The following is a 15,128-nucleotide window of genomic DNA, read 5'->3' as shown; positions in this document are numbered from 1 at the left end:
ATGAACATCGCCTACTTCAAGGACACGGATTCCCTGTATATCGAGTTGTCCCCCGAGGACCCATCCCATGCCTGGGAGGCCCACACCGGCGTGGTACTGAACATGAGCGAGGACGGCCGGGTGGTGGGCATCGAGATCGAGCACGCTTCGCAGCAGGCTGACCTGCGCGCCCTGAGGGTAGGCAACTTTCCCGGCGAGGTCGTGGCCGTGGATGGCCAGGCCCACTGAAATCACAGAGTTACGTCAAGCAAGCAAGAACATCATGAGCGACATCAAGAAAGTAGTGCTGGCCTATTCCGGCGGCCTGGATACCTCCGTCATCCTCAAGTGGCTGCAGGACACCTACCAATGCGAGGTGGTCACCTTTACCGCCGACCTGGGCCAGGGCGAGGAACTGGAGCCGGCCCGGGCCAAGGCCCTGAAGTTCGGTATCAAGCCGGAGCAGATCTACATCGACGACCTGCGGGAAGAATTCGTGCGGGACTTCGTGTTCCCCATGTTCCGCGCCAACACCGTGTATGAAGGCGAGTACCTGCTGGGCACCTCCATCGCCCGGCCCCTGATTGCCAAGCGCCTCATCGAGATCGTCAATGAAACCGGCGCCGATGCCATCTGCCACGGCGCCACCGGCAAGGGCAACGACCAGGTGCGCTTCGAGCTGGGCGCCTACGCCCTGAAGCCGGATATCAAGGTCATCGCCCCCTGGCGAGAGTGGGACCTGCTGTCCCGGGAGAAGCTGATCAACTACGCCGAGACCCACGGCATTCCCGTGGACATGAAGCACAAGTCCGGCGGCTCGCCCTATTCCATGGACGCCAACCTGCTGCACATCAGCTACGAAGGCCGTCACCTGGAAGACCCCAATGCCGAGGCCGAGGAGGACATGTGGCGCTGGACCGTGTCGCCGGAGAAGGCGCCGGACGTGGCCGAATACGTCACCCTGGACTACGTGAAGGGTGACGTGGTGGCCATCAACGGCCAGGCCATGAAAGCCCACGAGGTGCTGGCCGAACTGAACCGCCTGGGCGGCATGCACGGCATCGGCCGCCTGGACCTGGTGGAAAACCGCTACGTGGGCATGAAATCCCGGGGCTGCTACGAGACCCCCGGCGGCACCATCCTGCTCAAGGCCCACCGGGCCATCGAGTCCATCACCCTGGACCGGGAAGTGGCCCATCTGAAGGACGATCTGATGCCCCGCTACGCCAGCCTGATCTACAACGGCTACTGGTGGGCTCCGGAGCGTATCGCCCTGCAGACACTGATCGACCACACCCAGTTGAACGTCAATGGCTTCGTGCGCCTGAAGCTCTACAAGGGCAACGTCATCGTCGTGGGCCGGGACTCCAGGAGCGATTCCCTGTTCGACTCCACCATCGCCACCTTCGAGGACGATGCCGGGGCCTACGACCAGAAGGATGCGGGCGGCTTCATCAAGCTGAACGCCCTGCGCATGCGCATCGCGGCCAAGCTGGAAGCGACCAAGAGCAAGGCCAGGTAAGGCAATTGCCCCATTGACGCTGGTACAAGCGTCAGAAGTTGCCCCAAGTCGTTTCTGGCAGTATCCCCTGCGTTGGCATCAGCCATGGACGTTCGGGAAATTGTCATGCAAGGCACCCTGTTTGGTTATACGGAGGCGCAGGTCGCCGAGTTCGGTTCCACCTTCGGGATCGGAGCCCTGATCCTCTTCATGCTGTTTATCATCGGCAACCTGGCCTACCGTTCCAACGCCGGCAAGACGGGAACCTTCGCCCTGTACTTCGTGCTGGCCTTCGGTATGCTGGGCTTCGTTTCAAAGTTCGTCATTCAAGCCGTTTGGAGGATATGAGCGTGTCCCAGTTCGACAATGTCGCCGTGGTGAAGAAGGCCAACGTATATTTTGATGGCAAGTGCGTGTCCCACACCGTGCAGTTCGCCGACGGCACCAGGAAGTCCGTGGGCGTCATCCTGCCCGCCACCCTCACTTTCAACACCGGCGTGCCGGAAATAATGGAAACCGTGGCAGGTCGCTGCAAGGTGCGTCTGAAGGGCGAGTCCGACTGGAAAGAATACGGCGAGGGCCAGTCTTTCAATGTGCCGGGCGATTCCAGCTTCGACATCATCGTTGCGCCCGGCGAAAGCTACCACTACGTCTGCCACTTCGGCTAAGGCTTCCTGACCCGGCCAGCTTCCTCTGCTGCCGGAGGACAGTCAGCCGTTCAACAGGCTGTGCATCAGCCCAGTCTGGCGTGAGGCCTGCACGTCCATGCGCAGGCGCCGGGCCCGGGCAATGGCCAGCAAGTCCGCCACGGCCGTTGAAAACACGTCGTTCACCACCAGGTAATCCGCAGCCAGGGCGTGGGAGATTTCCTGTCGCGCCATGGCCATGCGCTTCTCGATCACCTCCAGGCTGTCCGTGCCCCTCCCCTCCAGGCGGCGGCGCAGTTCGGCGATGGAGGGGGGCAGGATGAAGATGCTCACAGCCTGGGGCATGAGCTTGCGCACCTGGCTGGCCCCCTGCCAGTCGATCTCCAGCAGGATGTCTTGTCCCCGGGCCATCTGGGACTCGATCCAGGGCTGGGAAGTGCCGTAGTGGTTGCCATAGATTTCCGCGCTTTCCAGGAACTCCCCCCGGCCCAGCATGGCCATGAAGGTGTCCCGGTCCACGAAGTGATAGTTCACGCCGTCCACTTCCCCCGGCCGGGGCGGCCGGGTGGTATATGAAATGGACAGGCCGATGGCCGTGTCCTGCTCCAGCCAGGCCTTCACCAGGCTGGACTTTCCGGCACCGGAAGGGGCGGAAACGATGAAGAGTTGTCCTGACATCTGGAAGTCTTTTTGCTTATTCGATGTTCTGGATCTGCTCGCGCATCTGTTCGATGAGCACCTTCAGTTCCACCGAGGTCTGGGTGTATTCCAGGGAGGCCGCCTTGGAACCCAGGGTGTTGGCCTCCCGGTTGAGTTCCTGCATGAGGAAGTCCAGACGCTTGCCGACGCTGCCGCCCGCCTCCAGGATGCGTTCCACCTCGTCCAGGTGGGTAAGGAGCCGGTCCATTTCCTCGTCCACGTCGATCTTCTGCGCGAATAGCACCACTTCCTGGTGCAGCCGGTCCGGATCCAGCCCTGGGGAGGCGTTGGGCAGCAATTCTTCCAGACGCTTGCCGAGTTTTTCCCGATAGGTGGCCACGATCTGCTCGGTGAGGGGGCGCAGCCGGTTAACGTGGCCGCGCATGGCGGCAATGCGCTCCAGCAGAACTTCCTTGAGTTTCTCGCCTTCACGGGCACGGCTGGTATTGAACTGCTCCAGGGCGACGTCCAGCCGTTCCATCACGGCGGCCTGGATGGCTTCCATGTCCAGGTTGTTGTCTCCCAGCATGCCGGGCCAGCGCATGATCTCGGCCACGGTCATGGGGGCAGCCTGGGGGAAATGAGCCTGGACGGCCTGGGCCAGCATCTTGATCTGGTCCAGCAGGTTGACGTTCAGGTGCCTGGGCAGGGCCGTGTCCTGGCGGGGCGCCAGGTTGACGCGACATTCAAGCTTGCCCCGCTGCACAGCCTTGGCAATACGTTCTCGTAGTTGGGGTTCCAGGGCCCGGAAGTCGTCGCCCATGCGAAAACCCAGGTCCAGGAAACGGGAGTTCACGGCACGCAGTTCCATCACGATCTGGGCAGTAGGCAGGTCGATGGTTTCCACGGCGTACCCGGTCATGCTGCGCAGGGGGGCGGATGGGCGTGCCGTGGCGCGGCCCCGGCCTGCCTGCGTGGATTTCTTGGGAGTCGACATATACTTGGTTATGCTTGTCAGCGCTTAATCAACGCCCGATCTTACCGCGTCGCCAGTTCATACCACCAACATACCGAACCCATGGCCGCCCAATCCACGCCCCCATTGCCCCGGGGCTATCACCTGAATGATTACGTCATCGACAAGCGCATCGGTGGCGGTGGGTTCTCGTTGGTGTACCTGGCCTACGACATGGAAGGCCAGGCCGTGGCCATCAAGGAGTACCTGCCGGGTGGCGTGGTCACCCGGGACGAAGTGGGGACCGTGGTGCCCATTTCCAAGGAGATGCAGAATTCCTTCCGCTATGGAATGAAGTGCTTCTTCGAGGAAGGTCGGGCCCTGGCCAGCCTGCGCCATCCCAACGTGGTGGAGGTGCTGAATTTCTTCCGCGCCAACGACACGGTTTACATGGTCATGAAGTACGAGCATGGCAATACCCTGCAGCGGCACATCACCCAGCTCAAGGAGCCCATGCGGGAGTCCTTCATCCGAGGCGTGTTCATCCACCTCCTCAATGGCTTGAGGGAGGTCCATGCCACCAAGATCCTGCACCTGGACATCAAGCCTTCGAACATCTACATCCGCGCCGATGGTTCTCCCGTGCTCATCGACTTCGGTGCTGCCCGTCAGGCTTTGAGCTATGACGCCCACCTGGCCACATCCATGTACACCCCGGGTTTCGCTGCCCCGGAGCAATACAACCAGCGGGACCCCCTCGGACCCTGGACGGACATCTACAGCATCGGGGCCACCATGTATGCCTGCATCAACAAGGGTCCACCGCCCCCTGCGGACCAGCGCGTGGAGAAGGAGACCCTGGTGCCCCTGACAAAGTCCCATGCAGGGCTGTTCTCCAGGCCCTTCCTGGAACTGGTGGAACACATGCTGAGGCTGAACTACACGGAGCGGCCCCAGAGCGTGTTCGCCGTGCAGAAGCGACTGGTGTCCCTGGCGGTAACATCCCGTACCCAGAAACATTCCTTCTTCGCCCTCCTGCGGGAGCGACTAACCCGACAACTATAAGAAGCGAGACATGAAGTACGTCGTGTACCAAGCCAGCCGTCGCGGAGGACGGCCCTACAACGAGGACCGGGTGGCCTACGCCTATACCCAGGAATCCATGGTCATGGTGTTGTGTGACGGCATGGGGGGCCATGCCCGGGGAGAGGTGGCATCCCAGCTCACGGTGCAGGTCATCACCAGCCTGTTCCGTGCCCGGGCTCATCCCGTCTTGCCGGACCTGTCCACCTTCCTGCTGGACGCGGTTTATGCCGCCCACGACGCCATCAACGAATACACCATGCGCAAGAAGCTGCCCGAGTCGCCACGGACCACCTGCGTGGTGTGCGTGGTGCAGAAAGGCATGGCCTGCTGGGCCCACGTGGGGGATTCCCGCCTCTACCACTTCAATCGCCACGGTTTCCTCTCCCGTACCCGGGACCATTCCGCCGTGCAGCAATTGCTGGAGGACGGGGCCATCACGGAAGAAGAGATGGGCATCCACCCCGATCGCAACAAGCTATACAACTCGGTGGGCGGCTTCACCCTGCCGGACATCGATCTGGGCCAGCCCATGAAATTGCATGGAGGCGACGTGCTGTTCATGTGTACGGATGGTGTCTGGCCTGAGTTGACCCCCAAGGAAATGTTCGCCACATTGCGGGCCTATCCTCTGGAAAAGGCGGTCAAGAACATGCTGGACCACGCCGAGTTCCGGGGCGGCAAGGATTGCGACAACCTGTCCGTGGTGGCCATGCGCTATGGCGAGGAGCATTTCAAGGAAGGGGAGTTGATCCAGGAAGACGACCTCAGCCTGGACGGCTTCACCACCCAGCTCAACAAGCTGGGAGCCAAGAGCAGCCTGCCGCCGGTCCAGGACGAGGATTTGGATAGGGCCATGGCCGAGATCAAGGCCGCCATCGCCAAATACGGAAAATCTGCTTGAAGGAAATTTATGACTGATCTGCGACGTCCCTCCGGACGCGCTGCTGACCAGCTGCGCTCCGTTTCCCTCACCCGCCGCTACACCAAGCACGCGGAAGGCAGCGTGCTGGTGGCCTGCGGCGATACCAAGGTCCTTTGCACCGCCAGCGTGCTGGAAAAGGTGCCTTTCCACGTGAAGGGCAGCGGTGCAGGCTGGCTCACGGCGGAATACGGCATGCTGCCCCGGGCCACCCATACCCGGGGCGACCGGGAAGCCGCCCGGGGCAAGCAGAGCGGCCGTACCCAGGAGATTCAGCGCCTCATCGGCCGCGCCCTGCGGGCTGCGGTGGACTTGTCCAAACTGGGGGAGCGCACCCTCCATGTGGACTGCGACGTGCTGCAGGCGGACGGGGGTACCCGCACCGCCAGCATCACCGGCGCCTGGGTGGCGGTGCATGACGCACTGGAGTGGCTGGTGAAGGAAGGCAAGCTCCCGGAGAACATCATGCGCGCCCAGGTGGCTGCCGTGTCCGTGGGCGTGTGGCAAGGTAGGCCGGTGCTGGACCTGGATTACGCCGAGGACGTGGCCTGCGACACCGACATGAACGTGGTCATGCTGGGAGAGGAGGGCCTGATCGAGGTTCAGGGCACGGCGGAAGGAGAGGCCTTCAGTCGCGCCGAGCTGAATCAGTTGCTGGACCTGTCCGCCAAGGGCATCCATGAACTGATGGCCGCCCAGCGGGCTGCCCTGGCGGAATAAGGAGCTCCCCATGAAAAAGGTGGTCATCGCCTCCAACAACGCGGGCAAGCTGAGGGAGATCGCCCGCATCCTGGAACCCATCGGCCTGGAAGCCCAGCCCCAGGGCAACTTTGGCGTCCCGGAGTGCCCGGAGCCCCACGTCACCTTCATCGAGAACTGCATCGCCAAGGCCCGCCACGCCTCCGTCCACACCGGCCTGCCGGCCCTGGCCGATGATTCCGGCATCTGCGTGGACGCCCTGAACGGCGCCCCGGGCGTGTATTCCGCCCGCTACGCCGGCGATCCCAAGAGCGACGAGCGCAACAACCAGAAGCTCATCGAGGCCCTCCAGGGCCAGGCCAACCGCAAGGCCCACTATTACTGCGTCATGGTCTATGTGCGCTATGCGGACGACCCCCAGCCCCTCATCGCCGAGGGCCGCTGGCATGGCGAGATCATCGACACTCCTCGCGGCGACGGCGGGTTTGGCTACGACCCCTATTTCCTGGTGGCGGAGCATGGCAAGACCGGCGCGGAACTGGACATGGACACCAAGAACGGCCTCAGCCATCGGGGCCAGGCCCTGCGGGAACTGGCCCGGAAGCTGCAGGACCTGGGGGCGTGAAGCGTCCATGAGCCCCATTAAGCCGGCCCTGCTGGACGGCCGGCTGGAAACGCCCCCGCCACTGGGGCTTTACGTACACATTCCCTGGTGCGTGCGCAAATGCCCCTACTGTGACTTCAACTCCCACGCGGTGCGGGACGGCATCCCCGAGGCCCGCTATATCGACGCCCTGATCCGGGACCTGGAGCAGGCCGTGCCCTCGGTGTGGGGCCGGGAGGTCGGCAGCATCTTCCTGGGTGGCGGCACCCCGAGCCTGTTCTCGCCCGAAGGCATTGACCGGCTGCTGGTCCAGTGTCGCACCCTGCTCAAGGTCTCGCCCCTGGCGGAGATCACCCTGGAAGCCAATCCGGGCACCTTTGAGGCGGCACGCTTCCGGGGCTACCGGGAGGCGGGCGTGAACCGGCTGTCCCTGGGCATCCAGAGCTTCAATCCAACCCACCTGAAGGCCCTGGGCCGCATCCATGATGAAAAAGAGGCCCGGGGGGCTGCGGAACAGGCGATTGCGCTGTTCGAACGGGTCAACCTGGACCTGATGTACGCCCTGCCAAGCCAGTCCATGGAAGACCTGCGCCAGGATCTGGAGACGGCCCTTGACCTGGGGCCCGGCCATATCAGCGCCTACCACCTCACCCTGGAGCCCAACACGCCCTTCGCCGCAGCACCACCGCCCCTGCCGGACGACGACCAGGCCGCGGACATGCAAGCCCTGGTGGAAGGCACCCTCGGGACGGCGGGCTACGGGCATTACGAAACCTCCGCCTTCGCCCGGCCAGGCCAGCAGTGTCGCCACAACCTCAACTACTGGACCTTCGGCGACTATCTGGGCATTGGCGCCGGTGCCCACGGCAAGCTGTCCTTCCATGACCGCATCGAGCGCCAGGCAAGGGTTAAGCACCCCCGGGTCTACATGGAGGCGGTGGAAGGGGGCGCTGGATTCATCGCGGAGAGCCGCAATCTGGACCGGGGCGACCGGGTGTTCGAGTTCATGATGAACGCCCTGCGGCTGAACGAAGGCTTCGAAACGGCCCTGTTCACGGCGCGCACGGGCCTGGCGGTCAGCGCGCTGGGCCCGGCCCTGGACAGGGCCGTGGAACGTGGACTGCTGATTCGTGCCCTGCACCGGGTCACGCCTACCAGTCAGGGCCGACGTTTCCTGAATGACTTGCTGCAGCTATTCCTTGACTGAGCCGAGGAGGGTCTGGATAAGGACCATGCAAAGGGCAGGTGAGGCCCACCTGCCCGTGCCCTCATTACCATGGTTACTTGCCGGATGCCTCTTGAGCGGGGTTGGCCGGGGTGGGCCTTCCCTCTAGAAACTCGACGCTGACCTTGCCTTCACGTGCCTGGGATTGGCCCGTGAGCATGTTGCTTAGCATTGGTTTGTCGGTACCGGAAATCTGTTCCGTCGCCACGATCACGCCACTGGTGGCGACGATGGCGATCAACCCAACGGGCAGAAGCGCTGCCCATCCACCTTGTTTCCTCATAGCAACCTCCTTTATCGACGCTTTCGGAACTCCTCCATTTGTGCCTTCTGGCGAGGCCTTGATTTGAATCTATACGGCCAAGTACTTAAGTATATTAATATATTTCTATAGTATGATCGTACTGGTTTATCGACGTAATCAGGCCATCGACATCCGCTTGCGGTCCATCATCTCCAGCAGGATGGGGGCGCATACCATTTCCAGCAGCAGCTTCAGTTCGCCACCGGGCACCACGATGGTGGAGGGACGGCTCATGAAGGAACCGGGTATCTTATCCAGCAGTTCCACGAAGTTGTATTTGCGACGATCCCGGAAGTGGACCACCAGGAAGGACTCGTCCGGGTTGGGCACGTCCCGGGCGATGAAGGGGTTGGAGGTGTCCACCAGGGGCATGCGCTGGATGTTGATGTCCGTGAGGCCGAACTGGGGCACGATGTAGTGGATGTAGTCGTCCATGCGCCGCAGGATGGTCTCCACGGATTCGCTTTCGCTGCAATAGCCCTTGGCGCAATCCCGGTGCACCTTCTGAATCCACTCCAGGTTGATGGCGGGCACCACGCCGATAAGCAGGTCCACGTGTTGGGCCACGTCGACGCCCTGCTTGCCCACGCGCCGGTCGATTTCCGGGGGAAAGTGTCGTTCGTCCACCTGGCGGCGAGTCCAGGTTCGGGCCATGACGCCGCCGTGCTGGCCCTCGTAGAACATCAGGTTGCTCCCGGGAGGCAGGGGCTTCCAGGCGGTGAACTCGCCCGCCTGGGTGCCCAGCCGGAGGGCGTGTTCCTCGTTGTGGGCATATTCCCTCATGACGCCGCTTCCGGTCTCGCCGTAGCTGCGGAAAAAAGTTTCCAGTTCCTCGAAGTGGTTGCAATCCGGGCCGAACCAGGAGATGCGACGCCCGCTTGACCTGGCTTCGTCCAGCAGGGCGGAAAACTGGCGATCGGTGAAGCGGCGAAAACCGTCGCCGTGGACGATGGCGGGCTTGATGGCCAGGCGCTCGAACACGGCCTTGAAAGCGTGGCGCACGGTGGACAGGCCCGCGCCGGCCATGCCGGTGACGGCAACGATGGGGTGCTTGGCGGACACGCTGTATCCCTCCCGGACGCGTGAACAGGGAAGAAGATGTTAGTGCGGGGATCAGGCCACGGGCAAGGCAAAACTGAAGGCCGCCCCCGGGCCCGGCCGGGCTTCCAGGCGAATGCTGCTGTCGTGCAGGCTGAGGATGCGCTTGACGATGAGGAGGCCCAGCCCGCCGGAGGTGCGGCCCGTGCCGTCCCGCAGGGGCGAGGGACGTTCGAACAGCTGGGGACGCAGGCTGTCGGGGATGCCGCTGCCCGTGTCCGCCACGCGCACCCGCACGTTTCCGTCCGCGGCATGCAGTTCCAGCTGGACTGCGCCACCCAAAGGAGTATGACGCAGGGCATTGTCCAGCAGATTGGTGAGCACCCGCTCGATCATTCCCAGGTCCGCCAGCACGGGGGGCAGGTCGCCGGGAATGCGCACTTGCAGGTTGACCTCCTTCTGCCGTGCGGCCAGTTCGAATTTCTGCAGTACGTCGTTCACCAGTTCGGGCAGGGCGAATGCCTCCTTCACGGGCTTGGTCACCTCGCACTCCAGCTTGGCCAGCTCGAACAGTTCCTGGGCCAGCTTGCTCACCTTGCGGCTTTGGCGCAGGGCCACGTCCAGGTAGCGGTTCCGCTCCTCCTCGCTGACCTGGCCGGCCTTGAGGCTGATGGTTTCCAGGTAGCCCTGGAGGGAGGTGAGGGGCGTGCGCAGATCGTGGGAGATATTGGCCACCATTTCCCGGCGCACCTGGTCCTGGCGCTTCAGTTCGCCCACCTGGCTGGCGATGCGTCGGGCCATGTGGTGGAAGGTCCGGTGCAACTGTCCGATCTCGTCATGGGGGCCATCGTCGGGCGGGGGTGCGATGGCATCGGGATCGCCCGCCGAGAAGGCCTGCACTTCCTTCCCCAGGTTGCGCAGCCGGCGGGTGATGAGGGCGAAGGCGATCAGGCCCGCCGACAGGGTCAATACCGTGAGGCCGGCCATGAGCCATGTGGCGGTGGTAATGGTCTGGCTATCCCGCACGTCGGCGGCCAGGCGGTCGAAGTCCTCCCCCGCCAGGATGACGTAGAGGTAGCCCACGGTGTGGCCGTCCTGCACGCAGGGGGCGACGCTGAAGATTTTTCGCGTCGAGGTACCGCGGGGATCGTCCCCCAGTAGGGGAAAGGCATTCCCGGCAAGGTAGGACCGAATGGGGCCCAGGTCCACCCATTTCCGTTTCACCCGGCCCGGAGGGGCCACGTGGGCGTCTATGTGGCCGTTGGCCTTGATCAGATAGACCTCGATGCTGGGGTTGACCACCATGAGCATGTTGAACAACTCGTCCACCGCGGGACGGTTCCACTTGAACTGCTTCACCAGGTCCGTGTGGCCTGCGATGTGGGCGGCCAGGTTCTTGGACAGGCGCTGCAGCACTTCCTGCTGGTGGCGGCTGGCGGCGTCCATGAAAAGCCAGGCGGTGAAGCCGGCGCAGAGCAGTGTGAGCAGGGCGAAGGCGAGGGCCAGGCGGCCATAGAGTGTGCGCAACAGTGTCATGGGGTCTCTCCGGTGCTGCCGGGCAGGGCGAAGCGGTAGCCCACGCCCCAGACGGTGAGGATGTATTCCGGCCTGGCCGGGTCGGCTTCGATCTTGTTCCGCAGCCGGTTGATATGGGTGTTCACCGTGTGCTCGTAGCCTTCGTGGCTATAGCCCCACACCTGCTTGAGCAGGTCCAGCCGGGAGAATACCTGGCCCGGGTGGCGGGCGAAGAAGAACAGCAGGTCGAACTCCCGGGCCGCCAGATCCACCGGTTCGCCTTTCATCTTCACCGTGCGGGCTATGGGGTCGATGCGCAGTCCGCCCTGTTCCAGCAGGCCGGATTCCAGGCGGGCGCTGTGGCCCATGGCCTCGGCACGGCGGAACAGGGCATTCACCCGCGCCTTCACCTCCAGCAGGGAAAAGGGTTTGGTGATGTAGTCGTCCGCCCCCTGCTCCAGCCCGAGGATGCGTTCCGTCTCCGCCGACTTGGCGCTGACGATGACGATGGGGGTGTAGCGGGGCAGGGCGCGGATCCTGCGGCACACGTCCATGCCGTCCATGCCCGGCAGCATCAGGTCCAGGATCACGGCGTCCCAGGCCATGTCCTGCACGTGGGCGATGGCGGTCTCGCCGTCCGGGGCCACCTCCACGGCATAGCCCTCGTCGGCCAGGTTGAGGCGCAGGAGTTCGGCGATGTCCGCGTCGTCCTCCACGACCAGTATGCGTTGCCTCATGATGCGGTTCCTTGCCTAGATTGGATAATCATGGATGGCTGGAGTAGCCATGACTATTCACATTTTCGTGAACAATTTACATGAAGCGAGCAAGAAGGCAGTCTGTAGGGGGGGAAGGTTGGATTTGAACTGTGCCTGACGGTTCAAACGCCGTCGGCCAGCATCGATGCGTCCTGTAGCGTGCAACCATGGCAAGGCTTGCCAATCCTGATCATGGGCTGAAAAAGGTATAAGCAATTGATGACGCAGAAAGCCATGACGCAAAAGGCCGTGACACTGCGCCAGGCCATCCTGACCCGCCTGGGCCTCCTGGTGACCGGCACCGCATTGATGCTGGGCCTGGGGTATGCCCTCTTCGGCATCCGGCCCTTGGTGGAACAGACCGCGGAGAGCCAGTTCAACGTATCCGCGGCCCAGGTGGAAGCCGCATTGAACGAGACCTTCGCGCCGGCCCGGCTTTTTCTTGCCATGTCCCGTGACTGGGTCGGCACCCGGGCCCCGGCGCTGGAGGCATCGGAAGAATTCAACCGGATTTTCCGCCCCATGCTGGAAACCATGCCCCAGTTCACCTCTGTCGTGGCGGGCACATCCCAGGGCCAGGGCTGGCTGTTGCTGGAGTTGCCCGGTGGCGAATGGCGCAATCGCATGACCGACATTCCCCGATGGGGCAGCCGACACCTCATAACTGAACACCGCCCCAGTGGCCAGTCCGACGCACGTTGGGAAACCCTTGACTACGATGCCCGCTTGCGGCCCTGGTTCAAGAAGGCCCAGGAGCAGGCGGAACAGGTCGCATGGACGTCGCCATATGCCTTTTTTACCACGGGAGATCCGGGCATCACCGCCTCCACGGGGTGGCAACTTCAGGATGGCAGGTATTTTGTGCTGGGGTTCGACCTGATGCTGCGGGACCTCTCCAAGTCCACCATGGATGTTCAAGTAGGTCGCCATGGCATGGCGTTCGTGCTGACGGAGGACCAGCGTCTGCTGGCCCTGCCAGCCCCTCCGGCAGGCAAGGATCGACAGGCCTGGCTGCGGCACACCTTGCAGCCGGCAACGGCATTGGCCATTGCGCCGGTAGACGATGCCCTTGCCAGGTGGCGACAGCAGGGAGCCGCATATCAGGGCTTGATACGCTACCGGTCTGGCGGCCAGGGCTGGATCGCCAGCACCCGGCCCTACCATCTGGGACAGGAACGCTTCTGGGTCGTTGTGCTGGCGCCCGAGTCGGATTTCTTTCCCACCTGGGAGCCCCTGGCGGTGGTGCTATTGGGAGGCATGCTGCTGGTGCTGGCAGCAGCCATGCTCATAGGTCGAGCCCAGGTAAGGCGTCTTGCCCAGCCGCTGGAGTCACTCGTTTCCCAGAGCATGCGCATCGGGCAACTGGATTTTCGGGCCGACGCTTCAGTGCGGAGCCCCATTTTCGAAATCCAGCAACTGGCCAATGCCCAGGAAAGCATGCGGGGCATGCTGCAAAGCTATCGAGTCCAAGTGGATGAACAGGCCGCAGGATTACGCCGGCAGATCGAGGCCTTGCAGGAGGCTGAAGCCCGCATCCGGGAGAGCGAGGCCTACAACAAGGTCTTGTTCGCGGATTCCCGCATTCCCCTGGTGGTGCTGGATCCGGAGAGCGGCACGTTCGTGGACTGCAACCAGGCCGCCGCGGCCATCTACAACCTGGGTAGCCGGGAGGATGTACTTGGCCTGACTCCCATGGATGTCGCAGCGCCTGTCCAATACGACGGGCGGGCATCGGCGGAGGTGGCCAGGGAATACCTGGACATGGCCCTGCGCAGGGGCAGCCAGATCTTCGAATGGCGGCACCGCAGGCCCAACGGGGAAGAGTGGGACGCGGAAGTGCACTTGATGGCGTTCGCCCACGGCGACGAGACCTTGCTGCAGTTCAGCCTGCAGGACATTACGGAGCGCAAGCGCGCAGAGGAGAAACTGGAGCACCTGGCCTTTTACGATCCCCTGACCGGCCTGCCCAACCGGGCCCTGTTCCAGGACCGCCTCAGCCAGGCCATCAACGCAGGCATGCGCCATGGCAAGCTGGTGGCCGTGATGTTCCTTGACCTGGACCGGTTCAAGGAGATCAACGACACCCAGGGTCATGCCGTGGGCGACCTCGTGCTGGTGGAAGTGGCGCACCGATTCCAGGCGGTGCTGCGTCAGGAAGAATCCCTGGCCCGGGTGGGCGGTGATGAGTTCATCGTCCTTGCCCAGGTCCTGGACCAATCCGCGGCGGTTTTGATCGCTGAACGGGTCAGGATGGCTTTGGCGGTCCCGGTGGAGGTGAAAGGGCTGCATTACCCCCTGCGGGTGAGCATTGGCATTGCCATGTATCCCGATGATGGCCGAACCGCGGACGACTTGTTCAAGCATGCGGACGTAGCCATGTACCGCGCCAAGGCCTACGGCAGCGGCTACCGTTTCTACGAGCCTGAGATGAGCGCGGGCATGGCTGATCGACTGGCCCTGGCCAGGGATTTGCAGCAGGCCTTGCATGGGCCTGCCGGGCAACTGGCCCTGCATTACCAGCCCCAGGTGAAATTGGCGACACGCAGCCTTGTCGGCGTCGAGGCGCTGTTGCGCTGGAAACATCCCACCCTGGGCATGGTCAGCCCGGGCGCCTTCATTCCCATCGCTGAAGAGCGGGGCATGATGCGTGAACTCGGGGAGTGGGTTTTCCGGGAGGCCTGTCGTCAGGTCGCCAGGTGGCAGGCGGCCGGTCTGCACCTGCATGGGCGCCTGGCCATCAATGTGGCCGCCCAGCAGATGGACGACAAGGAATTCGCCACCATGGCCCTTGCCATAGTGGAGGAAGCAGGCCTCAAGGCCGACATGTTCGAACTGGAGTTGACCGAGAGCGGCCTAATGCGCAACGTGGGGCAGGCCATGGGGTTGATGGGGACACTCAAGGTGATGGGCTTTGCCCTGGCCATCGACGATTTCGGTACCGGGTATTCCTCCCTGGCCTATCTGAAGCAATTGCCGGCGGACAAGATCAAGATAGACATGTCCTTTGTGCGGGACATGCTGGAGAACCGCAATGACCACGCCATCGTGGCAACCATCATCGGCATGGGCCGCAACCTGCGCCTGAAGACCATCGCCGAAGGCGTGGAGACGCCGAACCAGGTGGAGGTGCTGCTGGCCCTGGGCTGTGATGAGGCCCAGGGTTATTTCTTCAGCCAGCCCCTGGCAGCCGAGGAGTTTGCTCGTGCATGGCTCGTGCCCTTGTCTGATGCAGGGGCGCCGGCGTGAGGACATCCCGTGG

16 protein-coding genes are annotated in these 15,128 nt (G+C 63.2%); 10 read left to right on the top strand and 6 right to left on the bottom strand.

The window, feature by feature from the left end; translation table 11 throughout:
• From H6935_06485 to H6935_06470, 4 genes are all read left to right on the top strand, one after another.
• Nucleotides 1-228 carry a DUF2283 domain-containing protein gene (locus H6935_06485; GenBank protein MCP5277997.1) on the top strand — a complete coding sequence of 76 codons (228 nt, stop codon included), beginning with the start codon at nt 1-3 and terminating at the stop codon, nt 226-228.
• Between the two features lie 34 nt (nt 229-262).
• Entirely contained in the window at nt 263-1,501 is a 1,239-nt protein-coding gene (locus tag H6935_06480; GenBank protein MCP5277996.1) for an argininosuccinate synthase, read from the top strand.
• Between the two features lie 105 nt (nt 1,502-1,606).
• Nucleotides 1,607-1,828, top strand: coding sequence for a DUF2788 domain-containing protein (locus H6935_06475; GenBank protein ID MCP5277995.1), 222 nt, complete (start codon nt 1,607-1,609; stop codon nt 1,826-1,828).
• Between the two features lie 2 nt (nt 1,829-1,830).
• A complete protein-coding gene (locus H6935_06470; protein MCP5277994.1) occupies nt 1,831-2,148 on the top strand; it encodes a pyrimidine/purine nucleoside phosphorylase in 318 nt (105 codons plus the stop codon).
• A gap of 42 nt (nt 2,149-2,190) precedes the next feature.
• Here H6935_06470 and gmk read toward each other — a convergent pair whose 3' ends face one another.
• Nucleotides 2,191-2,805 (bottom strand): guanylate kinase, encoded by a 615-nt coding sequence (gene gmk / locus H6935_06465; protein ID MCP5277993.1) that lies wholly within the window; start codon nt 2,803-2,805, stop codon nt 2,191-2,193.
• A 16-nt stretch (nt 2,806-2,821) separates the two neighbouring features.
• Complete coding sequence (locus tag H6935_06460) at nt 2,822-3,763, bottom strand: YicC family protein (protein MCP5277992.1); 942 nt, start codon at nt 3,761-3,763, stop codon at nt 2,822-2,824.
• A gap of 81 nt (nt 3,764-3,844) precedes the next feature.
• Here H6935_06460 and H6935_06455 point away from each other — a divergent pair, with 81 nt between their 5' ends.
• Genes H6935_06455 through H6935_06435 form a run of 5 tightly spaced genes read left to right on the top strand, consistent with a single transcriptional unit; the run spans nt 3,845 to nt 8,236 of the window.
• A complete protein-coding gene (locus H6935_06455) occupies nt 3,845-4,786 on the top strand; it encodes a serine/threonine protein kinase (protein ID MCP5277991.1) in 942 nt (313 codons plus the stop codon).
• Between the two features lie 10 nt (nt 4,787-4,796).
• Nucleotides 4,797-5,708, top strand: coding sequence for a serine/threonine-protein phosphatase (locus H6935_06450; protein MCP5277990.1), 912 nt, complete (start codon nt 4,797-4,799; stop codon nt 5,706-5,708).
• 9 nt (nt 5,709-5,717) lie between these two features.
• A complete protein-coding gene (gene rph / locus H6935_06445; protein ID MCP5277989.1) occupies nt 5,718-6,446 on the top strand; it encodes a ribonuclease PH in 729 nt (242 codons plus the stop codon).
• Nucleotides 6,447-6,456: 10 nt separating this feature from the next.
• Nucleotides 6,457-7,050 carry an RdgB/HAM1 family non-canonical purine NTP pyrophosphatase gene (gene rdgB / locus H6935_06440; protein MCP5277988.1) on the top strand — a complete coding sequence of 198 codons (594 nt, stop codon included), beginning with the start codon at nt 6,457-6,459 and terminating at the stop codon, nt 7,048-7,050.
• A gap of 7 nt (nt 7,051-7,057) precedes the next feature.
• Nucleotides 7,058-8,236 carry an oxygen-independent coproporphyrinogen III oxidase-like protein gene (locus H6935_06435; protein ID MCP5277987.1) on the top strand — a complete coding sequence of 393 codons (1,179 nt, stop codon included), beginning with the start codon at nt 7,058-7,060 and terminating at the stop codon, nt 8,234-8,236.
• Nucleotides 8,237-8,309: 73 nt separating this feature from the next.
• Here the strand turns inward: H6935_06435 and H6935_06430 are convergent, their stop codons facing one another.
• The 4 genes from H6935_06430 to H6935_06415 all read right to left on the bottom strand — a co-directional run bounded on the left by H6935_06430 (nt 8,310) and on the right by H6935_06415 (nt 11,848).
• Entirely contained in the window at nt 8,310-8,537 is a 228-nt protein-coding gene (locus tag H6935_06430) for a hypothetical protein (GenBank protein ID MCP5277986.1), read from the bottom strand.
• A gap of 138 nt (nt 8,538-8,675) precedes the next feature.
• Nucleotides 8,676-9,620 (bottom strand): phosphoribulokinase, encoded by a 945-nt coding sequence (locus tag H6935_06425; protein MCP5277985.1) that lies wholly within the window; start codon nt 9,618-9,620, stop codon nt 8,676-8,678.
• A 51-nt stretch (nt 9,621-9,671) separates the two neighbouring features.
• Nucleotides 9,672-11,132, bottom strand: coding sequence for a HAMP domain-containing histidine kinase (locus H6935_06420; protein ID MCP5277984.1), 1,461 nt, complete (start codon nt 11,130-11,132; stop codon nt 9,672-9,674).
• Complete coding sequence (locus H6935_06415) at nt 11,129-11,848, bottom strand: response regulator transcription factor (protein MCP5277983.1); 720 nt, start codon at nt 11,846-11,848, stop codon at nt 11,129-11,131. Before H6935_06415 ends, H6935_06420 begins: the two co-directional genes overlap by 4 nt.
• Nucleotides 11,849-12,103: 255 nt before the next feature.
• Between H6935_06415 and H6935_06410 the strand changes: the two genes are divergently transcribed.
• A complete protein-coding gene (locus H6935_06410; GenBank protein MCP5277982.1) occupies nt 12,104-15,115 on the top strand; it encodes an EAL domain-containing protein in 3,012 nt (1,003 codons plus the stop codon).
• The last annotated feature ends 13 nt before the right edge of the window (nt 15,116-15,128 follow it).

This window comes from Thiobacillus sp., from assembly GCA_024235835.1.
In the GTDB taxonomy this organism is placed as follows: Bacteria; Pseudomonadota; Gammaproteobacteria; order Burkholderiales; family Thiobacillaceae; genus PFJX01.
The sequence above is the reverse complement of the archived record's forward strand: the minus strand, read 5'-3'. Positions and strand labels throughout refer to the sequence as shown.

Coding starts and splice junctions, on each gene's coding strand:
- H6935_06415 (MCP5277983.1), bottom strand. CDS start 11,848: ATGAGGCAACGCATACTGGTCGTGGAGGACGACGCGGACATCGCCGAA.
- H6935_06420 (MCP5277984.1), bottom strand. CDS start 11,132: ATGACACTGTTGCGCACACTCTATGGCCGCCTGGCCCTCGCCTTCGCC.
- H6935_06485 (MCP5277997.1), top strand. CDS start 1: ATGAACATCGCCTACTTCAAGGACACGGATTCCCTGTATATCGAGTTG.
- H6935_06430 (MCP5277986.1), bottom strand. CDS start 8,537: ATGAGGAAACAAGGTGGATGGGCAGCGCTTCTGCCCGTTGGGTTGATC.
- gmk (MCP5277993.1), bottom strand. CDS start 2,805: ATGTCAGGACAACTCTTCATCGTTTCCGCCCCTTCCGGTGCCGGAAAG.
- H6935_06450 (MCP5277990.1), top strand. CDS start 4,797: ATGAAGTACGTCGTGTACCAAGCCAGCCGTCGCGGAGGACGGCCCTAC.
- H6935_06475 (MCP5277995.1), top strand. CDS start 1,607: ATGCAAGGCACCCTGTTTGGTTATACGGAGGCGCAGGTCGCCGAGTTC.
- H6935_06410 (MCP5277982.1), top strand. CDS start 12,104: ATGACGCAAAAGGCCGTGACACTGCGCCAGGCCATCCTGACCCGCCTG.
- H6935_06455 (MCP5277991.1), top strand. CDS start 3,845: ATGGCCGCCCAATCCACGCCCCCATTGCCCCGGGGCTATCACCTGAAT.
- H6935_06435 (MCP5277987.1), top strand. CDS start 7,058: ATGAGCCCCATTAAGCCGGCCCTGCTGGACGGCCGGCTGGAAACGCCC.
- H6935_06480 (MCP5277996.1), top strand. CDS start 263: ATGAGCGACATCAAGAAAGTAGTGCTGGCCTATTCCGGCGGCCTGGAT.
- rdgB (MCP5277988.1), top strand. CDS start 6,457: ATGAAAAAGGTGGTCATCGCCTCCAACAACGCGGGCAAGCTGAGGGAG.
- H6935_06460 (MCP5277992.1), bottom strand. CDS start 3,763: ATGTCGACTCCCAAGAAATCCACGCAGGCAGGCCGGGGCCGCGCCACG.
- rph (MCP5277989.1), top strand. CDS start 5,718: ATGACTGATCTGCGACGTCCCTCCGGACGCGCTGCTGACCAGCTGCGC.